This is a genomic window from Rhodanobacter sp. 7MK24 (genome assembly GCF_014842995.1).
Taxonomy (GTDB): domain Bacteria; phylum Pseudomonadota; class Gammaproteobacteria; order Xanthomonadales; family Rhodanobacteraceae; genus Rhodanobacter_A.
Window position 1 is genome coordinate 710821 of record NZ_JACYXL010000001.1, and the last position, 16822, is coordinate 727642.

General features: G+C 66.9%; 16 protein-coding genes. 11 read left to right on the plus strand and 5 right to left on the minus strand.

Annotated elements, in window-relative coordinates; all coding sequences use genetic code 11:
• The first annotated feature begins 66 nt into the window (after positions 1-66).
• The 4 genes from IHE49_RS03275 to lpxK are packed head-to-tail and all read left to right on the plus strand — an operon-like array spanning position 67 to position 3928.
• Positions 67-729, plus strand: coding sequence for a MotA/TolQ/ExbB proton channel family protein (locus IHE49_RS03275; protein ID WP_343227531.1), 663 nt, complete (start codon positions 67-69; stop codon positions 727-729).
• Between the two features lie 4 nt (positions 730-733).
• Positions 734-1165: a biopolymer transporter ExbD gene (locus tag IHE49_RS03280; RefSeq protein WP_192154842.1), complete on the plus strand. Its 432-nt coding sequence runs from the start codon at positions 734-736 to the stop codon at positions 1163-1165.
• Positions 1162-2940 carry a lipid A export permease/ATP-binding protein MsbA gene (msbA, locus tag IHE49_RS03285; RefSeq protein ID WP_192154844.1) on the plus strand — a complete coding sequence of 593 codons (1779 nt, stop codon included), beginning with the start codon at positions 1162-1164 and terminating at the stop codon, positions 2938-2940. The genes IHE49_RS03280 and msbA overlap by 4 nt, the downstream gene beginning before the upstream one ends.
• Before the next feature lie 10 nt (positions 2941-2950).
• Complete coding sequence (gene lpxK / locus IHE49_RS03290; RefSeq protein ID WP_192154846.1) at positions 2951-3928, plus strand: tetraacyldisaccharide 4'-kinase; 978 nt, start codon at positions 2951-2953, stop codon at positions 3926-3928.
• Positions 3929-4000: 72 nt separating this feature from the next.
• Here the strand turns inward: lpxK and hutI are convergent, their stop codons facing one another.
• The 3 genes from hutI to IHE49_RS03305 are packed head-to-tail and all read right to left on the minus strand — an operon-like array spanning position 4001 to position 8274.
• Entirely contained in the window at positions 4001-5218 is a 1218-nt protein-coding gene (gene hutI / locus IHE49_RS03295) for an imidazolonepropionase (RefSeq protein ID WP_192154848.1), read from the minus strand.
• Entirely contained in the window at positions 5215-6672 is a 1458-nt protein-coding gene (locus IHE49_RS03300; protein WP_192154850.1) for a chloride channel protein, read from the minus strand. The genes hutI and IHE49_RS03300 overlap by 4 nt, the downstream gene beginning before the upstream one ends.
• A 36-nt stretch (positions 6673-6708) precedes the next feature.
• A complete protein-coding gene (locus tag IHE49_RS03305; RefSeq protein WP_192154852.1) occupies positions 6709-8274 on the minus strand; it encodes a bifunctional GNAT family N-acetyltransferase/carbon-nitrogen hydrolase family protein in 1566 nt (521 codons plus the stop codon).
• Positions 8275-8392: 118 nt separating this feature from the next.
• Here IHE49_RS03305 and hutG point away from each other — a divergent pair, with 118 nt between their 5' ends.
• Positions 8393-9346 (plus strand): formimidoylglutamase, encoded by a 954-nt coding sequence (gene hutG / locus IHE49_RS03310; RefSeq protein WP_192154854.1) that lies wholly within the window; start codon positions 8393-8395, stop codon positions 9344-9346.
• A 167-nt stretch (positions 9347-9513) separates the two neighbouring features.
• Positions 9514-9672 carry a hypothetical protein gene (locus IHE49_RS03315; RefSeq protein WP_192154856.1) on the plus strand — a complete coding sequence of 53 codons (159 nt, stop codon included), beginning with the start codon at positions 9514-9516 and terminating at the stop codon, positions 9670-9672.
• Here the strand turns inward: IHE49_RS03315 and IHE49_RS03320 are convergent.
• Positions 9669-10625, minus strand: coding sequence for a LysR family transcriptional regulator (locus IHE49_RS03320; RefSeq protein WP_192154857.1), 957 nt, complete (start codon positions 10623-10625; stop codon positions 9669-9671). The genes IHE49_RS03315 and IHE49_RS03320 overlap by 4 nt on opposite strands.
• Before the next feature lie 113 nt (positions 10626-10738).
• On the opposite strand from IHE49_RS03320, the gene IHE49_RS03325 reads away from it, so the two are divergent.
• Together IHE49_RS03325 and IHE49_RS03330 are read left to right on the plus strand one after the other, a co-directional pair.
• On the plus strand, positions 10739-11881 hold the full coding sequence (locus tag IHE49_RS03325; RefSeq protein WP_192154859.1) for an aldo/keto reductase: 1143 nt from the start codon (positions 10739-10741) through the stop codon (positions 11879-11881).
• Between the two features lie 10 nt (positions 11882-11891).
• Positions 11892-12806: an alpha/beta fold hydrolase gene (locus IHE49_RS03330; protein WP_192154861.1), complete on the plus strand. Its 915-nt coding sequence runs from the start codon at positions 11892-11894 to the stop codon at positions 12804-12806.
• Between the two features lie 399 nt (positions 12807-13205).
• Here IHE49_RS03330 and IHE49_RS03335 read toward each other — a convergent pair whose 3' ends face one another.
• Positions 13206-13715 carry a Spy/CpxP family protein refolding chaperone gene (locus IHE49_RS03335; protein WP_192154863.1) on the minus strand — a complete coding sequence of 170 codons (510 nt, stop codon included), beginning with the start codon at positions 13713-13715 and terminating at the stop codon, positions 13206-13208.
• Positions 13716-13850: 135 nt separating this feature from the next.
• On the opposite strand from IHE49_RS03335, the gene IHE49_RS03340 reads away from it, so the two are divergent.
• Genes IHE49_RS03340 through IHE49_RS03350 form a run of 3 tightly spaced genes read left to right on the plus strand, consistent with a single transcriptional unit; the run spans position 13851 to position 16803 of the window.
• Positions 13851-14543 carry a response regulator transcription factor gene (locus tag IHE49_RS03340; RefSeq protein WP_192154865.1) on the plus strand — a complete coding sequence of 231 codons (693 nt, stop codon included), beginning with the start codon at positions 13851-13853 and terminating at the stop codon, positions 14541-14543.
• Complete coding sequence (locus tag IHE49_RS03345) at positions 14540-15907, plus strand: ATP-binding protein (RefSeq protein ID WP_192154867.1); 1368 nt, start codon at positions 14540-14542, stop codon at positions 15905-15907. Before IHE49_RS03340 ends, IHE49_RS03345 begins: the two co-directional genes overlap by 4 nt.
• Positions 15908-15915: 8 nt before the next feature.
• Positions 15916-16803: an alpha/beta hydrolase gene (locus IHE49_RS03350; protein WP_192154869.1), complete on the plus strand. Its 888-nt coding sequence runs from the start codon at positions 15916-15918 to the stop codon at positions 16801-16803.
• Positions 16804-16822 lie beyond the last annotated feature (19 nt).

The following is a 16822-nucleotide window of genomic DNA, read 5'->3' on the forward strand; positions in this document are numbered from 1 at the left end:
CCACGGAACGGCATGGGCCGGCTGCTATGATGCGGCCTCTCGTTTTGGATGCCCGGTGGAACGAACGTGCTCGATATCCTGATGGCTGGCGGTTGGGCGATGCTGCCCATTCTGGTGTGTTCGCTGGTGGCGCTGGCGATCGTGCTGGAGCGTTGCTGGACGTTGCGGCGCAATGCCGTGCTGCCGCCGGGACTGGGCGAGGAGGTGCGTCAATGGGCGCATGCCGGCCAGCTTGACCCGAGCCATCTGCAGGCGCTGTCCAGCAGCTCGCCGCTGGGCGAGCTGCTGGCGTCGGCGCTGGCGGTGCGTGGCCAGTCGCGCGACATCATCAAGGAGCGCATCGAGGACACCGGTCGCCACGTGGTGCATTCGATGGAGCGTTACCTCAGCACGCTGGGCACCATCGCGCTGATCGGTCCGCTGCTGGGCCTGTTCGGCACGGTGATCGGCCTGATCCGCATGTTCATGCAGGTGATGGCGGGCGGCATCGGCGATCCGGCGAAGATGGCCGGCGGCATCGGTGAGGCGCTGATCTGCACGGCTTCCGGCCTCACCGTGGCGATTCCCGCCTACGTGCTGCACCGCTGGCTGCGCTCGCGCATCCTGGGCTATTGCGTGCAGATGGAAAAGCAGGCCACCGCGCTGCTGGACGAATTGACCCTGCCCGCGCCGGCCACCGCGCCGCGCGTGCGCCGCACCGCCACGCCCGCCGCGCCGAACGCAGGCTGATTCCATGCGCATCGGCAACGACCACCGCCGGGACGAGTTCGAGATCAACGTGGTGCCGTTGATCGACGTGCTGCTCACCCTGCTGATGTTCTTCGTGCTCACCAGCACCTTCGTCCAGCACGCGCGGATGCAGGTCACCCTGCCCAATGCCAGCGCGCAGGATCGCGACATGAACGCGCCCGCGCTCACCATCACGGTGGACCGCGAGGGCCGCTACTGGGTGGGCAGCGACGCGGTGCCGGGCGAAGGCATCGACATCCTCAAGCAGGTGATCGAGCGCAACGCGAACGGCGACCACGACCGTCCGGTGGCGATACGCGCCGACGCGCTGTCCTCGCACCAGAGCGTGGTGACCGCGATGGACGCGCTGGGCCAGCTCGGCTTCACGCACCTGTCCATCGCCACCACGCCGACGCAGCCGGACAAGGCGCAATGAGCGGCGGCAAAACCAGAGTCTGGGACGCGCATACCTGGGCCGTCTACAAGCGCCTGCTCAAGTACACGCGCCGCTACTGGGCCATCGGTGTGCTCACGATGCTGTGCATGGCGGTGGACAGCGGCAGCCTGACGATATTCACCAAACTCATCAAGGTCATCGTCGACCAGTTGTTCGCGAAGAAAGATCCATACCTCATCTTTTGGATGCCGATCTGGATCATCGGCATCTTCATGATTCGCGGCGTAGCCATCTTCATTGGCAATTACGGCATTTCCTACATCAGCCGCAACGTGGTGCAGGGAATCCAGAGTGATGTCTTCGCGGCCTATCTGCGGTTGCCGGCGAGCTTCTTTGGCCGCGAGGCATCAGGTCACCAGATTTCGCGCGTCACCTATACCTGCGAGCAGGTAGCATCTGCGTCCACCGATGCATTGAAGACAGCGATCACCGAGACCTGCATGGCGATCGGCATGATGTACGTGATGATCAGCACCAGCGCCTACCTGACCATTGCGTTGCTGGTGATGATCCCGCCCATCGTGCTCATCGCCACAGCGGTAAGTCGGCGCTACCGGTTCATCAGTCGGCGCATCCAGGGCATGATGGGCTCGGTGGTCGGCGTGGTGAACGAATCGGTCGGAGCGCACCGCGAGGTACGTGTCTACGGAGGCCAGCGTCAAACGGCTGCCGGCTTCGACGCAGTAATCAACCGCACGCGCCAGTTGAATCTCAAGATCGCCGCCACCAGCGCTACCTCCAGTGCCTCGATCCAGACCGTGGCGGCCATGGCGTTGGCGTTGCTGGTGTATCTCGGGACAAGGCCGTGGGAGATCGACAAGATATCGTCCGGCACATTCATCACCGTGCTCACAGCGATGGGCGGCATGCTGCCATCGTTGAAGCGGCTCACCAACGTACAGGCAAACATCCAGCGTGGCGTATCTGCTGCCGAGGACCTGTTCGAGGTCATGGATATGCCCGCCGAGTTGGACAGCGGCAAGATCCTGCTGGAACGCTCACATGGCGAGCTGCGTTTCGAGGCTGTGCACCTGACCTATCCGCGCGGCGAGCGCGAGGCACTATGTGGCATCGACCTGTATTGCAGGGCTGGCACGGTCACCGCCCTGGTGGGGCGTTCCGGCAGCGGCAAGAGCAGCTTGGTCAGCCTGTTGCCGCGCTTCAACGAGCCCAGTAGCGGACGGATCGTCCTGGATGGCGAAAACTACGAAAGCTACGTGCTCGCCTCGCTGCGCCGACAGATCGCGTGGGTAGGGCAGAACGTGGTGCTGTTCGACGACACCGTGGCCAACAACATCGCCTATGGTGAGCTGGCGGGTGCCAGCGAGGCCGAGATCGTGGCCGCGGCGGAAGCGGCCAATGCGATGGAGTTCATCGCGCGCCTGCCGCAAGGCATCCACACTTCCATTGGCGAAAGCGGCAACACGCTCTCCGGCGGCCAGCGCCAGCGCATCGCGATCGCCCGCGCCATCCTCAAGAACGCGCCGATCCTGGTGCTGGACGAGGCCACCAGCGCGCTGGACACCGAATCCGAACGCCTGATCCAGCAGGCGCTGCAGAAGTTGATGCGCGACCGCACCACGCTGGTGATCGCGCATCGCCTTTCCACCATCGAAGGTGCCGACCAGATCGCAGTGATGGAGCAGGGGCGCATCGTGGAGCGCGGCAGCCATGCCGAGTTGCTGGCGATGGGCGGCCACTATGCCGCGCTGCATCGCATGCAGTTCCACGACGCGAACCTCGGCAGCGACTGAGAACCTGCACATGGCGCTCGCGGACGAACTCGTCGAGGCCTGGTATGGCAACCGCCGCTGCCCGTGGTGGACGCAGCCGCTGGCCGGCTTGTATGGCGCGATCACCGTCTTGCGTCGAGCGCTGTACCGCATCGGTGTATTGCGCAGCGTGCGCCTGGGTGTGCCGGTGGTCGTGATCGGCAATCTCACCGCTGGCGGCACGGGCAAGACGCCGCTCACCATCGTACTGGCGGACGCGCTGCGCGCACGCGGCTTTCGTCCTGGCGTGGCAAGTCGCGGCTACGGCGGCAAGCAGCGCGGGGCCGCTTTGCTGGGTGACATACCCGATCCGGCCGAGGTGGGCGACGAGCCTTGTCTGATCCATGCCAGCGGCGTGCCGGTGGCAGTGGGGCGCGATCGTCCCGCAGCGGCGCGGCTGCTGGTGGCGGATGGATGCAACGTGGTTATCGCGGACGATGGCTTGCAGCACTACCGCCTCGTCCGTGACGTGGAGATCTGCGTGATCGACGGCGTGCGGCGTTTCGGCAACGGCCGCCTGCTCCCGGCCGGCCCCTTGCGCGAGCCGTTGCGCCGGTTGGCGCAAGTGGATTTACGCGTGTGCAACGGCAGTACGCCGCAGGAAGGCGAGTACAGCATGCGGCTTGCCGGCGGCGAGGCCGTGACGCTGGATGGCATGCATCGGCGGTTGCTTGCGGATTTCGCGGGCATGCGGGTGCATGCGGTGGCCGCCATCGGCAACCCCGCGCGTTTCTTCGCCGGCTTGCGCGATGCGGGCATCGAGGTGGTCGAGCATGCGTTCCCCGACCATCATGCCTTCGTCGCCACCGAGCTTGCCTTCGGCGACGAACTGCCGGTGCTGATGACCGACAAGGACGCGGTGAAGTGCCGCGGCTTCGCGCAGACGCATTGGTGGCGCGTACCGGTGCACGCCGAGCTTCCGGTGGAGTTTTTCGAAGCGGTGCTGGCGAGGCTGCCTGGGCGCGTGTAGCGCACCCTGGGCGCGATTGCTCTGGCGCTGGTCGAAGTCGAAGCGCAAGGCAATCGCGCACTGGGTGCGCCCCTACACAGGGCGGCCGCCGATCCAGACTTGCCGTACGAGCTGGCCGCCGATCCAGTAGCACAGCTCGGCGGCTTGTCTTGCGTGCCACGCCACCAGGTCGGCGCGCTGGCCCACGGCCAGCGTGCCACGGTCGGCGACGCCGAGCGCGCGGGCCGCATTCGCGGTGACGCCGCGAAGCGCCTCCTCGGGCGTGAGGCGGAACAGCGTGCAGGCCATGTTCGCAGCCAGGCGCAGCGAGAGCAGGGGCGAGGTGCCGGGGTTGCAGTCGGTGGCAACGGCAATGGGTACGCCGTGTTCGCGCAACGCGGCCACTGGCGGCAGATGCGTCTCGCGCAGCGCATAGAATGCGCCGGGCAGCAGCACGGCTACGGTGCCCGCCTTCGCCATCGCTGCGATGCCGGTTTCGCCGAGGTGTTCCAGATGATCGGCGGAGAGGCCGTGGTAGCTCGCCACCAGGGCCGCGCCACCCTGGTCGGAGAGTTGCTCCGCATGCAGCTTCACCGGCAGGCCGAGCTGCGTGGCGCGCTCGAACAGCTGGCGCGTTTCGGCGGGCGTGAAGGCGATCTTCTCGCAGAACGCATCCACGGCGTCGACCAGCCGTTCGGCGGCCAGCGCGGGCAGCATGTCGTCGCAGACCAGCGCCACGTAGTCGTCGCGGCGCTCCTTGTATTCGGGCGGCAACGCGTGCAGCCCGAGGAAGCTGGTGCGCACCGTGATGCCGAGCGTTTCGCCGATGCGCCGCGCCACGCGCAACATGCGTCGTTCGGCCTCCGGATCAAGCCCGTAACCGGACTTGATCTCCAGTGTGGTGACGCCGTCGGCGAGCAGGGCGCGGGCACGCGGCAACGATTGGGCAAACAGTTCGTCCTCGGTTGCGGCGCGCGTGCTGCGCACGCTGGACACGATGCCACCACCGGCGCGGGCAATCTCTTCGTAGCTGGCGCCATTGAGGCGCATGTCGAATTCGTTGGCGCGGTTATCGCCGAACACCAGATGGGTGTGGCAATCGACCAGCCCGGGCGTGAGCAGGGCACCGCCGAGGTCTTCGACATGCGCGGCGTCGGCGCCTGGCGGAAGTTCGTGCATGGGGCCGATCCACGCGATGCGGCCGTCGGCACACGCCAGTGCGCCATCCTCGATCAGGCCGAACGGTGCATCGCCGGCGAAGCTCGCCAGGTTGGCGTGGACGAACAACAGATCCCAACGGTTCGTGATCATGCTTCGGAGTGCCTGTTGTCGGAATCGTCGCTGGCGTCGTCGTCGGCCTCGGCAGCCGGTTCCGCGTAGGCGCTGGTATCACCGGCAGCAGACTGCCGGGCGGCGTGTGCCGCCTGGTGTTGTTCGAAATCGCGCACCAGGCGCTCGGCGAAATCCTTGTACACCGGCGTGGGGGAAAAGATCGATGCCGCCGCGCGGGCGAGCAGGCAGGCAGCCATGATGGGTATCACCATGGCCTGGTTGTCGGTCAGCTCCATCGCGATCACCGCGGAGGTGAGCGGCGCGCCGGTGACGCCGGACAGGTAGGCGCTCATGCCCAGCAGCACCACGGCGGCAGCGGGCGCATTCGGCAGGAAATGGGCGATGTTGTGGCCGAGGCCGGCGCCCACGGCCAGCGCCGGCGAGAAGATGCCGCCCGGAATGCCTGCCCAGTAGGACACCACGTTCGCCAGCAGCTTGGCGACGCCGAAGCTTTCGCCGGGCATCTGTGCGGCCCCTTGCACGATGGCGCGGGCCTGGTCGTAGCCGGTGCCGTAGACGTTGCCGTGCGAGAGCATGCCGATCAGCGCCAACACGAGCCCGCAAAGGGCGGCGAACGGCACCGGCCAGCGCGTGCGCAGGCGGCCGACCATCGCCAGCGGGCCATGGCGGCTGAGCAGGATCAAGCGCGCGAACAGGCCGCCCAGCAATCCGCAGATCACTCCGCACAGCAGCACCGCCAGCCAGGCATGACCCAGCGGCAGATCGGTCTGCACGGTGCCGAAGTACGCGTAGTTGCCCATGATGCCCAGCGACACCACGCCGCCTACGAACACCGCGGTGAGCAGCAGGCCGCTGAAACGGTGCTCGAAGGTGCCGGCCAGTTCCTCGATCGCGAAGATCACGCCGGCCAGCGGCGTGTTGAAGGCCGCCGCGATGCCGCAGGCGCCGCCGGCGAGGATGAAGCGCGAGATCGCCTTGGCATCGGTGAAGCCGAAGCGTCGGCCCAGCGAGTAGAACAGCCCCGCACCCACGTGCACGGTGGGGCCTTCGCGGCCGATCGAGGCGCCCACCGCCAGGGCGATCAGGGTCAGCGCCATCTTGCTCGCCGCAATCGGCAGGGCCAGCATCCGCGCCCGGAAACCCTCATCTTCCACATGCAGGGTGGCGATCGCCTGCGGGATGCCGCTGCCGCGCGCCGCGCGCAGCCGGCCTTCGGTGACCCAGGACAACAGGCCGAATGCCAGCGGGGTGAGGATCAGCGGTATCCAGGTGCCGTGCGCCAGTAGGCGCAGGAACAACGCGTACGACCAGCTGCTGGCCTTGGCGAACAGGATCGCCGCCAGCGCCACCAGCACGGCTCCGCTCCACAACGCGATGCGGCGTTTCCACTGGTGCGGCGCGAAGAATTCGTGCCCCAGCACGGCCTGCAGACGCGGGTTGGATGATTTTGGCGGCAGGGATGGTTCCGGCATCCGGCAATTATCGCAGAGCGCGCCGCAGTACCGTCATCACTTCGTTTTCGGCAGCCAGCGCGTCTCGTACAGGTCGAAACGACGATCCTTGAGATTCTGCACGGCGCCGGCGTTGCGGGCGCTGGCCAGGCTTTCCAGGTGCAGGTCGGCGAACAGCACGGTTTCGCTGTTCGGGGTGGAGTCGGCGGCGATGCCGTCGCGCGCGAACGGGAAGTCGCTGGGGGTGAGGATGCAGCTCTGGCCGTACTGGATGTCGAAATTGTTGACGCCAGGCAGGTTGCCCACGTTGCCGGAGAGCACGACGTAGCACTGGTTCTCCACCGCGCGGGCCTGCGCGCAGTAGCGCACGCGCAGGTAACCTTCGCGGACGTCGGTACAGAACGGCACGAACAGGATCAGCGCACCCTGGTCCACCAGGTGCCGGGCCACCTCGGGGAATTCGCTGTCGTAGCAGATCATCACGCCGATCGGACCGCAGTCGGTCTGCACCGTGGCGGCGCCGTCCCCGCCCGAGATATTCCAGGTAATGCGCTCGCTGGGCGTGGGATGCAGTTTTTCGCGCTCGTGGATCGAGCCGTCGCGCAGGCATACGTAACAGACGTTATGGATGTCGCCGTTGGCCTGCTCGGTGGGATGGGTGCCGGCGATGATGTTGATGTTGAAGTGCACGGCCAACCGACCGAACAGTTCCTTCACCTGCGGCGTGTACTGGCTGAGCTTGCGGATCGTTTCGGTGGGCGGCAGCTCGGTGTTCTCGATCGACAGCAGCTGCAGCGTGATCAGTTCGGGGAACACCACGAAATCCGCGTTGTAGTCGGCGGCGATGTCGGTGAAGTACTCGACCTGGGTGGCGAACTCCTCGAATGAGGCGATGCGCCGCTGCAGGTATTGCACCGAGGCCACGCGCACCGTGGTGGGCAACTGGCGCGCAGAAGAGGGCGAGGGAATGTCGGGCTGGTCGAGCAGCATCGGGTTGCGCCACATCAGGTGCACCGCATAGCCCAGCGAATCGTGATCCGATGGCACGTAATTGCGCAGCAGGCCGACAACTTCGAAATCGTTGGCCAGCTGGAAGCTCAACGTGAGATCGCGGCGGCGGCCTTCCTGCACGGCCTGCACGTAGCCCTCCGCGCTGCCGTAGCGCTGGATGTTGCGCGCCAGCCCGGGGATGCGTCCGCCGAACACGATGCCGCGCAGCTTCAGGTCCATGCACAACCGCTTGCGCGCCTGGTACAGGCGCTGGCCGATGCGCATGCGGCGGTAGTCGGGATGCACCACGACCTCGATGCCGTACAGCCAGTTGCCGTCCGGCTTGTGGCGCGAGGCCATGCCGCCGGCGGTGATCTGCACCCAGGTGTGCGGCGCCAGCGCGGCGGCCTCGTCGATGCGGAAGGTCGCGCAGTAGCCCACCACCTTGCCTTCGTATTCCACGACGAACTGGCCCTGTGGGAAGTGCGTCTGCTGGGAGCGCAGCATTTCCGCCGAATAGCCGTTTTCCGGCGTGTAGATGCGCGCGGTGAGCTCGACCAGCGCCGGTACGTCGTCGGGCGCGGCCAGCCGCAGGCGCAGCTTGGGAATGCGTTCGCCGTTTTTCTTTGCCATGGGGGCATGCTGCGGTGGCGCGGGTGAAGCGGATGCGAGCGTGACGATTACAATGCACGCCTCACCTACGGGAGTCATTCATGAACCAGGTTGTGTGCTGCCTGTGGCGGGCGTTTCCATGAGTACCGTGGTGAGCGGCTGGAGCGGCCGCGTCGATCTGCCGGAAAGCCCGGCCACGCGACGCTGGCACCAATGGGTGCGCACACCGATGCCCGGTGCCACGCCTGGCGTGGCGGTGCTGGGCTTCGCCAGCGACGAGGGCGTGCGTCGCAACGGCGGTCGCGTGGGGGCGGCTGAGGGCCCGGCCGCGTTGCGCAAGATGCTTTCGAATCTGCCGCAGCTCGACGACACGCCGCTGTACGACGCGGGTGATGTCGACGTGGTCGATGGCGATCTGGAAGGTGCGCAGTCGCGCTATGCCGCGAAGCTTGCCGCCTTGCTCGATGCCGGCCATCTGCCGGTGGGCCTGGGCGGAGGGCACGAGATCGCGTTCGCCACTTACCAGGGTTTGGCCTTGCACCTGGGCGAGCGCCGCCCGCGCGTGGCCATCGTCAACTTCGACGCACACTTCGATCTGCGCAGGCAGGATCGCGCCAGTTCCGGCACGCCGTTCCTGCAGGCCATCGAACACGCCGCAGCCCATGGCTTGCCGCTGGATTACTGCGTGCTCGGCATCAGCGCCTCGGCGAACACGCGGGTGCTGTTCGACACCGCCGATCAGCTCGGCGTGTACTACGTGCGTGACGACGAACTCGGCCCGCTCGATCTGCCTGCGCGCATCACGCAACTGCAGGAGAAGCTGGCGGATGTCGATGCCATCTATCTCACGTTCTGCCTGGATGCATTGCCGCACGCCATGGCGCCCGGCGTCAGCGCACCCAGTGCGCGTGGCGTGGCCATGGACGTGGTCGAGCCGTTGCTGGATGCGATCGCGGCCACCGGCAAGCTGAAGGTGATGGACGTGGCGGAGCTCTCGCCCCCGCTTGATCGCGACAACGTCACGGCGCGTGTCGCCGCGCGGTTGATCCATCGCGTCACGCACGCCGTCGGACGAGCCGCAAAGGCTCGATGACACCGACGGTGGGCGCGTCCCGCGCCCCACGATGACATGCCCGTCTCCGGTGATTTTGCCTGCAGTCAGGTCGATAAGGCCTGGCTGAACCCGGTCCTCAACCACCGTCAGCCCGGTTTCGCGCGGGACGTTTCCAGCAACACATACCCAAGAGGAGGAGTGTTGCCATGCGTCGTCTCATGTCCGTCTGTCTGCTTGCCGTTGCCCTGCTTGGCGTCGGCACCACGCTTACCGGCTGCGTGATGGTTGCGCCGCGGCCCGCGCGCGTGTGGGTGCCGGGTTACTGGGGTTATGGCCACGTCTGGGTCGGTGGCCACTGGCGTTAATGCCGCGCCTTGCGCGGGTCGTGGCCGGGACGCTGCGTTGTCCCGGCCGCTGCCTGGCGCTGGCGCAGGAAGTCGATGAACACGCGCAGCTTCGGCGGTACCTGGAAGCGGCTGGGATAGTAGAGATGGAAGCCTTCGTAGGGCGGCAACCAATCGTCCAGCACGCTTTCCAGCCTGCCGTCGTCCAGCGCCTCGCGCGCGAAGGGTTCCAGCACGTTGGCCAGGCCGGCTCCTTCGATGGCGGCGCGTACACCCAGCGGGATGCTGTTGACGGTCAGCCGGCCCTCTACTGAAACGTCGAACCACTGGCCTTTGCGCGGCCCGCTCTTGTGGGCGAATTCCCAGCGATAGATCGCGCGATTGCTGATCTTGCGGAAATTGACGCAATCGTGCGCTCCCAGCTCGCGCGGTTGCATCGGCCGTCCATGCCGCGCGAAATATGCGGGCGAACCCACCACCACCGAGCGCATCGGGCCGTCCACCGGCACGGCCACCATGTCGCGCTGCAGGCTTTCCCCCAGGCGGATGCCGGCGTCGAAGCCGTCGGCGATCAGGTCGCTGAATCCGTTGTCGACGTGGATGTCCAGTCGCACGTCGGGCCAGCGCGCCATGAATTCGCCCAGCAAGGGGTCGAGCAGGGCGGTAGCCACCACGTCGGGCACCGTGATGCGCAGCAGGCCGGCGGGGCGGTCGCCGTGCTGGCGTAGCGCGTCCATGGCTGCATCCAGCTCGTTCAATGCGGGTGCGATCCGCTGCAGCAGCGCGTGGCCCGCTTCGCTGAGCCCCACCCGCCGGGTGGTGCGGTGGAGCAGACGCGTGCCCAGCTGTGTTTCCAACTGGCGCAGGGTCTGGCTCAGCGCGGAAGCGGTGACGTCCAGCGCTGCGGCGGCGCGGGTGAAGCTGCCTTGTTCGGCGATGGCGCGGAAGGCGCGTAGGGCATAGTCGTCGCGCATGAGCGGATTCCTGATTGATTAGCTGAACTTCAAATAGCATAAAGTTGTTGGTGGTTTTTCGTAGTAATCACAAGGCGCAGACTGGCTCCCGTCAACCACCACGGGAGTTCGCCATGTCGCTCGATGCCTACTACACCCTCGGCCGTTCCGGCCTCCGCGTCAGCCGCCTCGCCCTGGGCGCCATGACGTTCGGCGAGAGCTGGGGCTGGGGCGCCGATGGCGGTGTCGCCCGCGCCATGTTCGATCGCTACCTCGCCGCGGGCGGCAACTTCATCGATACCGCCGACCTCTACACCGAAGGCGAGAGCGAGCGTCTGCTCGGCAAGTTCATCGCCGAAAGCGGCAGCCGCGACCGGGTGGTGCTGACCACCAAGTTCAGCTACGCGGCGGAGCCGGGCAATCCCAATGCCGGCGGCAACGGGCGCAAGAACATCCTGCGTGCGGTCGACGGTTCGCTGCGGCGCCTCGGCACCGACTACATCGACCTCTACCTGCTGCATACCTGGGATCGCGTGACGCCGGCCGAGGAAGTGCTGCGCACGCTGGACGACCTGGTGCGCGCGGGCAAGATCCGCTACGCCGGCCTGTCGGACGTGCCGGCCTGGTACGCGGCGCAAATCCAGACGCTGGCATTGGCGCATCACCTGCAGCCGCTGGTGAACCTGCAACTGCAGTATTCGCTGGTCGAGCGCAACATCGAGCGGGAATATGCGCCGCTGGCGCAGGAGCTGGGCTACGGCATCACGGCATGGAGCCCGTTGGGCATGGGTCTGCTCTCGGGCAAGTACAAGCCCAGCGAAACCGGCGACGATGGCGCCGGGGACGGCCGCATCCAGGCACTCAAGGGCAGCGGACTGGTGTCGCTGCTGGACAAGTTCACGCCGCGCAACTGGGCCATCGTGGGCGCTGTCGAGCAGGTGGCGCGGGAGCATGGCTTGTCGATGGCGCAGGCGGCAATCCAGTGGGCCGTGCGCCGTCCGGCCATCGGTGCGGTGATCCTCGGTGCACGCACGCTGGAACAGTTCGAGGACAACCTCGCCGCGCTGGACCGGCCATTGCCTGACGAGGCTTTGCGCAGGCTGGACGAAGTCTCCGCGCTGCCGCAGCAGTTTCCCTACAGTTTTTTCGACCAGGCACAGCAGGAGCGCATCCATGGCGGCGTCGCGGTGGGCGACAAGCCGGACGGCTACCGCGCGCCGGTGCGCGTGGCGGCAGCCAGCGCCGTGCAGAGCCTGACCGTCACGAATGCACGCTGAGGAGATGCACATGTCCATCCAGGCACTGCAGGTCGATGTTGCCCATGCCAGCCTGCACGTCGAGCAGGCCGGCGGCGGCGAGGCAGTTGCCATGCTGCATGGCTTCCTGGTCGACAGCGGCCAGTGGGACCACGAGTTCGCCGCGTTGTCGCGCGACCGTCGCGTGGTGCGCTACGACGCACGCGGCTTCGGCCGTTCGACCGTCGAGTCGGGCGCCTATGCGCACCATGAGGACCTCGCCGCCGTGCTCGATGCCTGCGGGGTACGGCGCGCGGCGTTGCTGGCCTGTTCGGGCGGCGCAGCGACCGCGCTGGATTTCGCGCTGGCGCATCCGGAGCGGGTAAGCGCGATGGTGTTCGTCGGCGCCGGCTATTGGGGGCAGTTCGCCAGCACCACGCCGGCCGCACGGGCCTTCCTGCAGGCGCTCGGCAGCTACGACGCGGCAGGCATGATCGACAGCTCGTTGCGCGCTTTCACCGATGGTCCGCGCCGCCGGCCGGAAGACGTCGACGCCGTCGTGCGCCGTCGCACGCGCGAAATGACGGCGCACAACTTCCAGCGTGCCTCGAACTACTGGCGGCGTGCCGCGCTTGACCAGCGCGAGCCGCAACCTTCGGCGCTGGAACGCCTGCACGAGATCGCCGCGCCGACCTTGCTGATTTCCGGCACCGAGGATCAACCCGAGGCGGTCGCGCTGTCCGAACGCATGGCCGCCGGCATCCCCGTTGCACAATTCCTGCTACTGCAGGGCGCCGGTCACCACGCCAACATGGAGGTGCCCGACGCAGTGCTGGCCGAAACTCGCCGCTGGCTGGCGAAATACGCGGCAGGAAACGCAAGCGCTCAAGCAATACCGGGCACGTTTCGTAGTGAGCTCAATCGGGCCTCCCGTACCGGTACCGGATTCCAGGGTGCGTCGGAGTGACAAGCCTGAGATCCTCAGTACCCAGATACGGCGTGGCGTAGCCAAGCCGCCTACGCGTGGGCAGGGGGCGTTCCCGAATCCTCGACGCGGCCTGCTTGTGATCCGGCGTACCGAACCAGGCCGTTTCTCTGGTTCCTTCTCCAGAAACCGGGCGTCTCTTCTCTGCTCTTCGAGCCGGCTTCGCCGTTCGCCGTCGCTTCAACGGAGGCGCGGGCCGGCAAGGAGAAGGAGCTCAGACGCCGGCAGGTGTCCGAAATCGCCTTGTCCATCGCGACCATCTGGACTCACCCAATTGTGGAGAGAGCAGGCCGCCAAGGATGCCAGCCATAAAAAAGCCGCGTCGGCCAAGACCGACGCGGCTTCACGTTGCGCAGGGGGAGGAATCCTGCGCGGACGTTCTTACTGGCCGTTGCTGGAGGAGCCGGCGGCGGCCTTCTGCTGTGCCTTGAACTGCTGCCACTGCTGACGGCGAGCCTGCGCCTGCGCCTTCTGCGCGGCCAGCTGCGACTGCTGCGCCGGGGTCAGCACGTTGTAGATCTGCGCGCGGATGCTGGCCATCTGCTGCACGCGAGCCGTGGTGGCGGCGCCTTCGGCCTGGGCCAGCGACGCGGCAGCGGACTGGTAGCCGGCGTCGGTCGGGCTCATCGCCTCGAACGCTTCGTGCTGCTGGCGCAGCGCCTGGCGCTGGCTCTTGTTCTGCTCAAAGCTGCTCTTCATGATCTGCTTGATGCTGGCCTTCTGGGCATCGGTCAGGTTGAGCTTGTGCAGGTCCATCATGCCGTGATGGCCGCCATGGTGACCCCAGCCGCCGGGGCCGCCCGGGCCGGGGGCGCCTTGGGCCATGACAGCGAAGCTGCCGATAGCCAGTGCCGAGCTGAGGGCCAGGCCGAGAATGAGGTTCTTGCGCATGGTTGTCGCCTCTTGCGTTGGGGTAGTGGAACGTGTGGTTATTGGACGACATCCCGGCGTGTATGTTCTTTGCGGGAGCGTAAAGATGGGTAAAGCCATTGCCGCCGGCCACCGTGCACCGCTAAATAACCACCCATGACCCGCATCCTGATAGCCGACGACGACCGTGAACTCTGCGGCCTGCTTTCCGAGTACCTGCAACGCGAAGGCTTTGCCGTGGACCTGGCCCACGACGGCGAGGAGGCGCTGGCGCGGCTGCACAACGCGGCGCAGCGGCCCGACCTGTTGATCCTCGACGTGATGATGCCGGGGCGCGACGGCCTGGAAACGCTGCGCGAACTGCGCATGAAATACCGCCTCCCGGTGATCATGCTGTCCGCACGCGGCGAGCCGGTGGACCGCGTGGTGGGGCTGGAGCTGGGCGCGGACGACTACCTCTCCAAACCCTGCCTGCCGCGCGAACTGCTGGCCCGCGTGCGTGCGCAACTGCGCCGCCATGCACCGGGCGCGGCTGCCGCGGGCGAGCTGCAGGTGGGCGCGCTGAAGTTGCTGCCCGGCGAGCGTCGGGTGCTGATCGAGGATCAGGAGCTGTCGCTTACCGGGGCCGAGTTCCAGTTGCTGCTGGCGCTGGCGCAACGCGCGGGCGAGCTGGTGGACAAGTCCGCGCTCACGCGCCTCGCGCTGGGCCGCGAGCTGGAGCGCTACGACCGCAGCATCGACGTGCATGTGAGCCGCCTGCGCCACAAGCTGGCCGAGGCCTCCCCACAGTCGCCGCGCATCGATTCCGTGCGCGGCGCCGGCTACGTGCTGGTGGTGGCCGCGCCATGAATCCGTTCAAGAGTTCGCTGTACTGGCGGTTGCTGCTGTGGTTCTGCGCGGCGAACCTGCTGGTGCTGGTGCTGGGTGGCTTCCTCACCCGCCGCTTCGTGGAATACAGCACCGAGGTGGAGATCGACTGGAGCGCGCTGGCGCAGTCGGCCGAGCAGGCTTACGACCAGGGCGGCCCGTCCGCATTGGCGGACTGGATCGACAAACAGCATCGTGAGGGCGTGGAAGCCACGCTGTTCCAGGACGGGCAGCCGCTGCAGCCTATCCACCTGCCACCGCCGATCCGCGAGTCGTTGCCCGACATGCTGGCGGCCGACCGCAGCCTGGTGCTGCGGCCCTGGCGCAGGCTGTCCATGTACGTGGCGGTGGAGCCCGTGGTCGGTGCGGACGGCAGGCAGCGGCAACTGGTAGCGATCAGCCGCTCGCACACGCGGCTGCCGCCGCAGGCGCGCGAACAGATCCTGCTCGCCGTGCAATGCGCGCTGTCGCTGCTGTTCATCGGCCTGGTGGGCTGGTGGGTGGCGCGCAGCGTGGCCAAGCCGGTGCAGGCGTTGCGCAATGCGACGCAAAGAATGGCTGCAGGCGAGCTGTCCGCGCGTGTGGATCACCCCGGCGGTGCCGCACGCGACGAACTGGTCCAGCTTGCCGGCGATTTCGACGCCATGGCCGAACGTATCGAAGCACTGGTCGCGCACGACCGCCGCGTGCTGCAGGATCTTTCGCACGAACTCCGCTCGCCGCTGGCGCGCCTGCAGCTGATCCTCGACCTGGCCCAGCGCAGCGACGACCCCGCGGCGGCAGAGCGCTACTTCCGCCAGGCCGAACAGGAGATCGCCCGGCTCGACCGCATGACCGGCGACATGCTGGCGCTGTCGCGCATGGAGGGAGGCCTGCCGGGCATGGAACGCGAGCGGCTGGACTTTGCCGAGCTTGCGCACGACGGCCTGCAGCAGGCGTCGCTGGAAGCGGACGCGCGCCACATCCAACTGCAATGGCAGGCCGATGACGCGCCGCTCGAAGTGATCGGCAGTCCGGTGCTCCTGGAACGTGCGCTGGGCAACCTGATCTCGAACGCCATCAAGTACAGCCCCGAAGGCAGCAGCGTGGAAATCTCGGCGCATGCCGTCGATGGACAAGCGGAATGCCTGGTGCGCGACCACGGTCCCGGCGTACCCGAAGCCGAGCTGGCGTCGCTGTTCCGGCCGTTCTTCCGCGGCAGCAACGCTGCGCGCGCCGAAGGCCATGGCTTGGGCCTTGCCATCGCGCAACGCGTGGCCAAGGCACACGGCGGCGAAATCCTTGCGCGCAACGGCGACGGCGGCGGGTTGGAAGTGCGCTTGAGGTTGCCGGTAGCCAGCGGGTGAAGGGTTTCATGCGTCATTCCGACGGGAACGGGCGAAGCACTTTCCCGCGGTTCAAAAATATCCTGCGGGTCGTCGGCGCAACTGCCGTCGTTCTGTATTTCGCCCTGCCAGTCGCGCTCCTGCACTGGGATCTCGACCGCCTGATATTCAGTGCCCAGTCCAACGCCCCGACGCACGAGGACCAGCGGTTCGACGTTGCCGTATCGCCCGAGACTATCGTCGTGGTGCGCAGGTATGGCGGCGCTGGGCAGGCGTGCGCGTTTTTCTTTCCGGGCCAGCATGGCGGTATCGATACCTACGAAGGGACGCTTTTCCCGTTGATTCGAGAAGCTGGCGCCGACGTCTACGCCATTTCCTACCCAGGGCAGGATGGAGCGAAAGGGCATGCGCGCAGGGATCTCTTGCCCGGCCAGGTTGCGTTGGCGATAGCGCAGGTGAGCAGGGCGACTCGTTGCGACATGGGGCGCAGCGTCTTCGTCGGCCGGTCGCTCGGCGCAACCGTGGCGCTGGTGGAGGCATCGACATTCAGGCCCAAGGGCGTGCTCGTCGACGGGCTGGGGGCTGATCTGTCCAGCGTCGTCCGGGCATGGATCAGTCGGCATCCGGCGCTGGTCGGCTGGCAGATGCTCCCCGTGCGTGCGTTGTCGGGACGTCCGGACTATGACGCCACGCTGCTTTTCGGGCAGATTTCAGCCGTGCCCGTAGCGGTGTTCCAGGGAACCGCCGATACGGTGACACCCTATGCGCTTGCGCGGGATGCGACGCTGGGGCACTCGAATGTGACATTCACGACGGTGGCTGGCGGTACGCATCAAGACACGTACATGCTTGCCGGGGATGCATATGCCGGGAGCCTGCGTTCCTTGCTGGCCGGGAATACTTCGCGGAGTAGATGATTCTGTTGGACGCCACTGA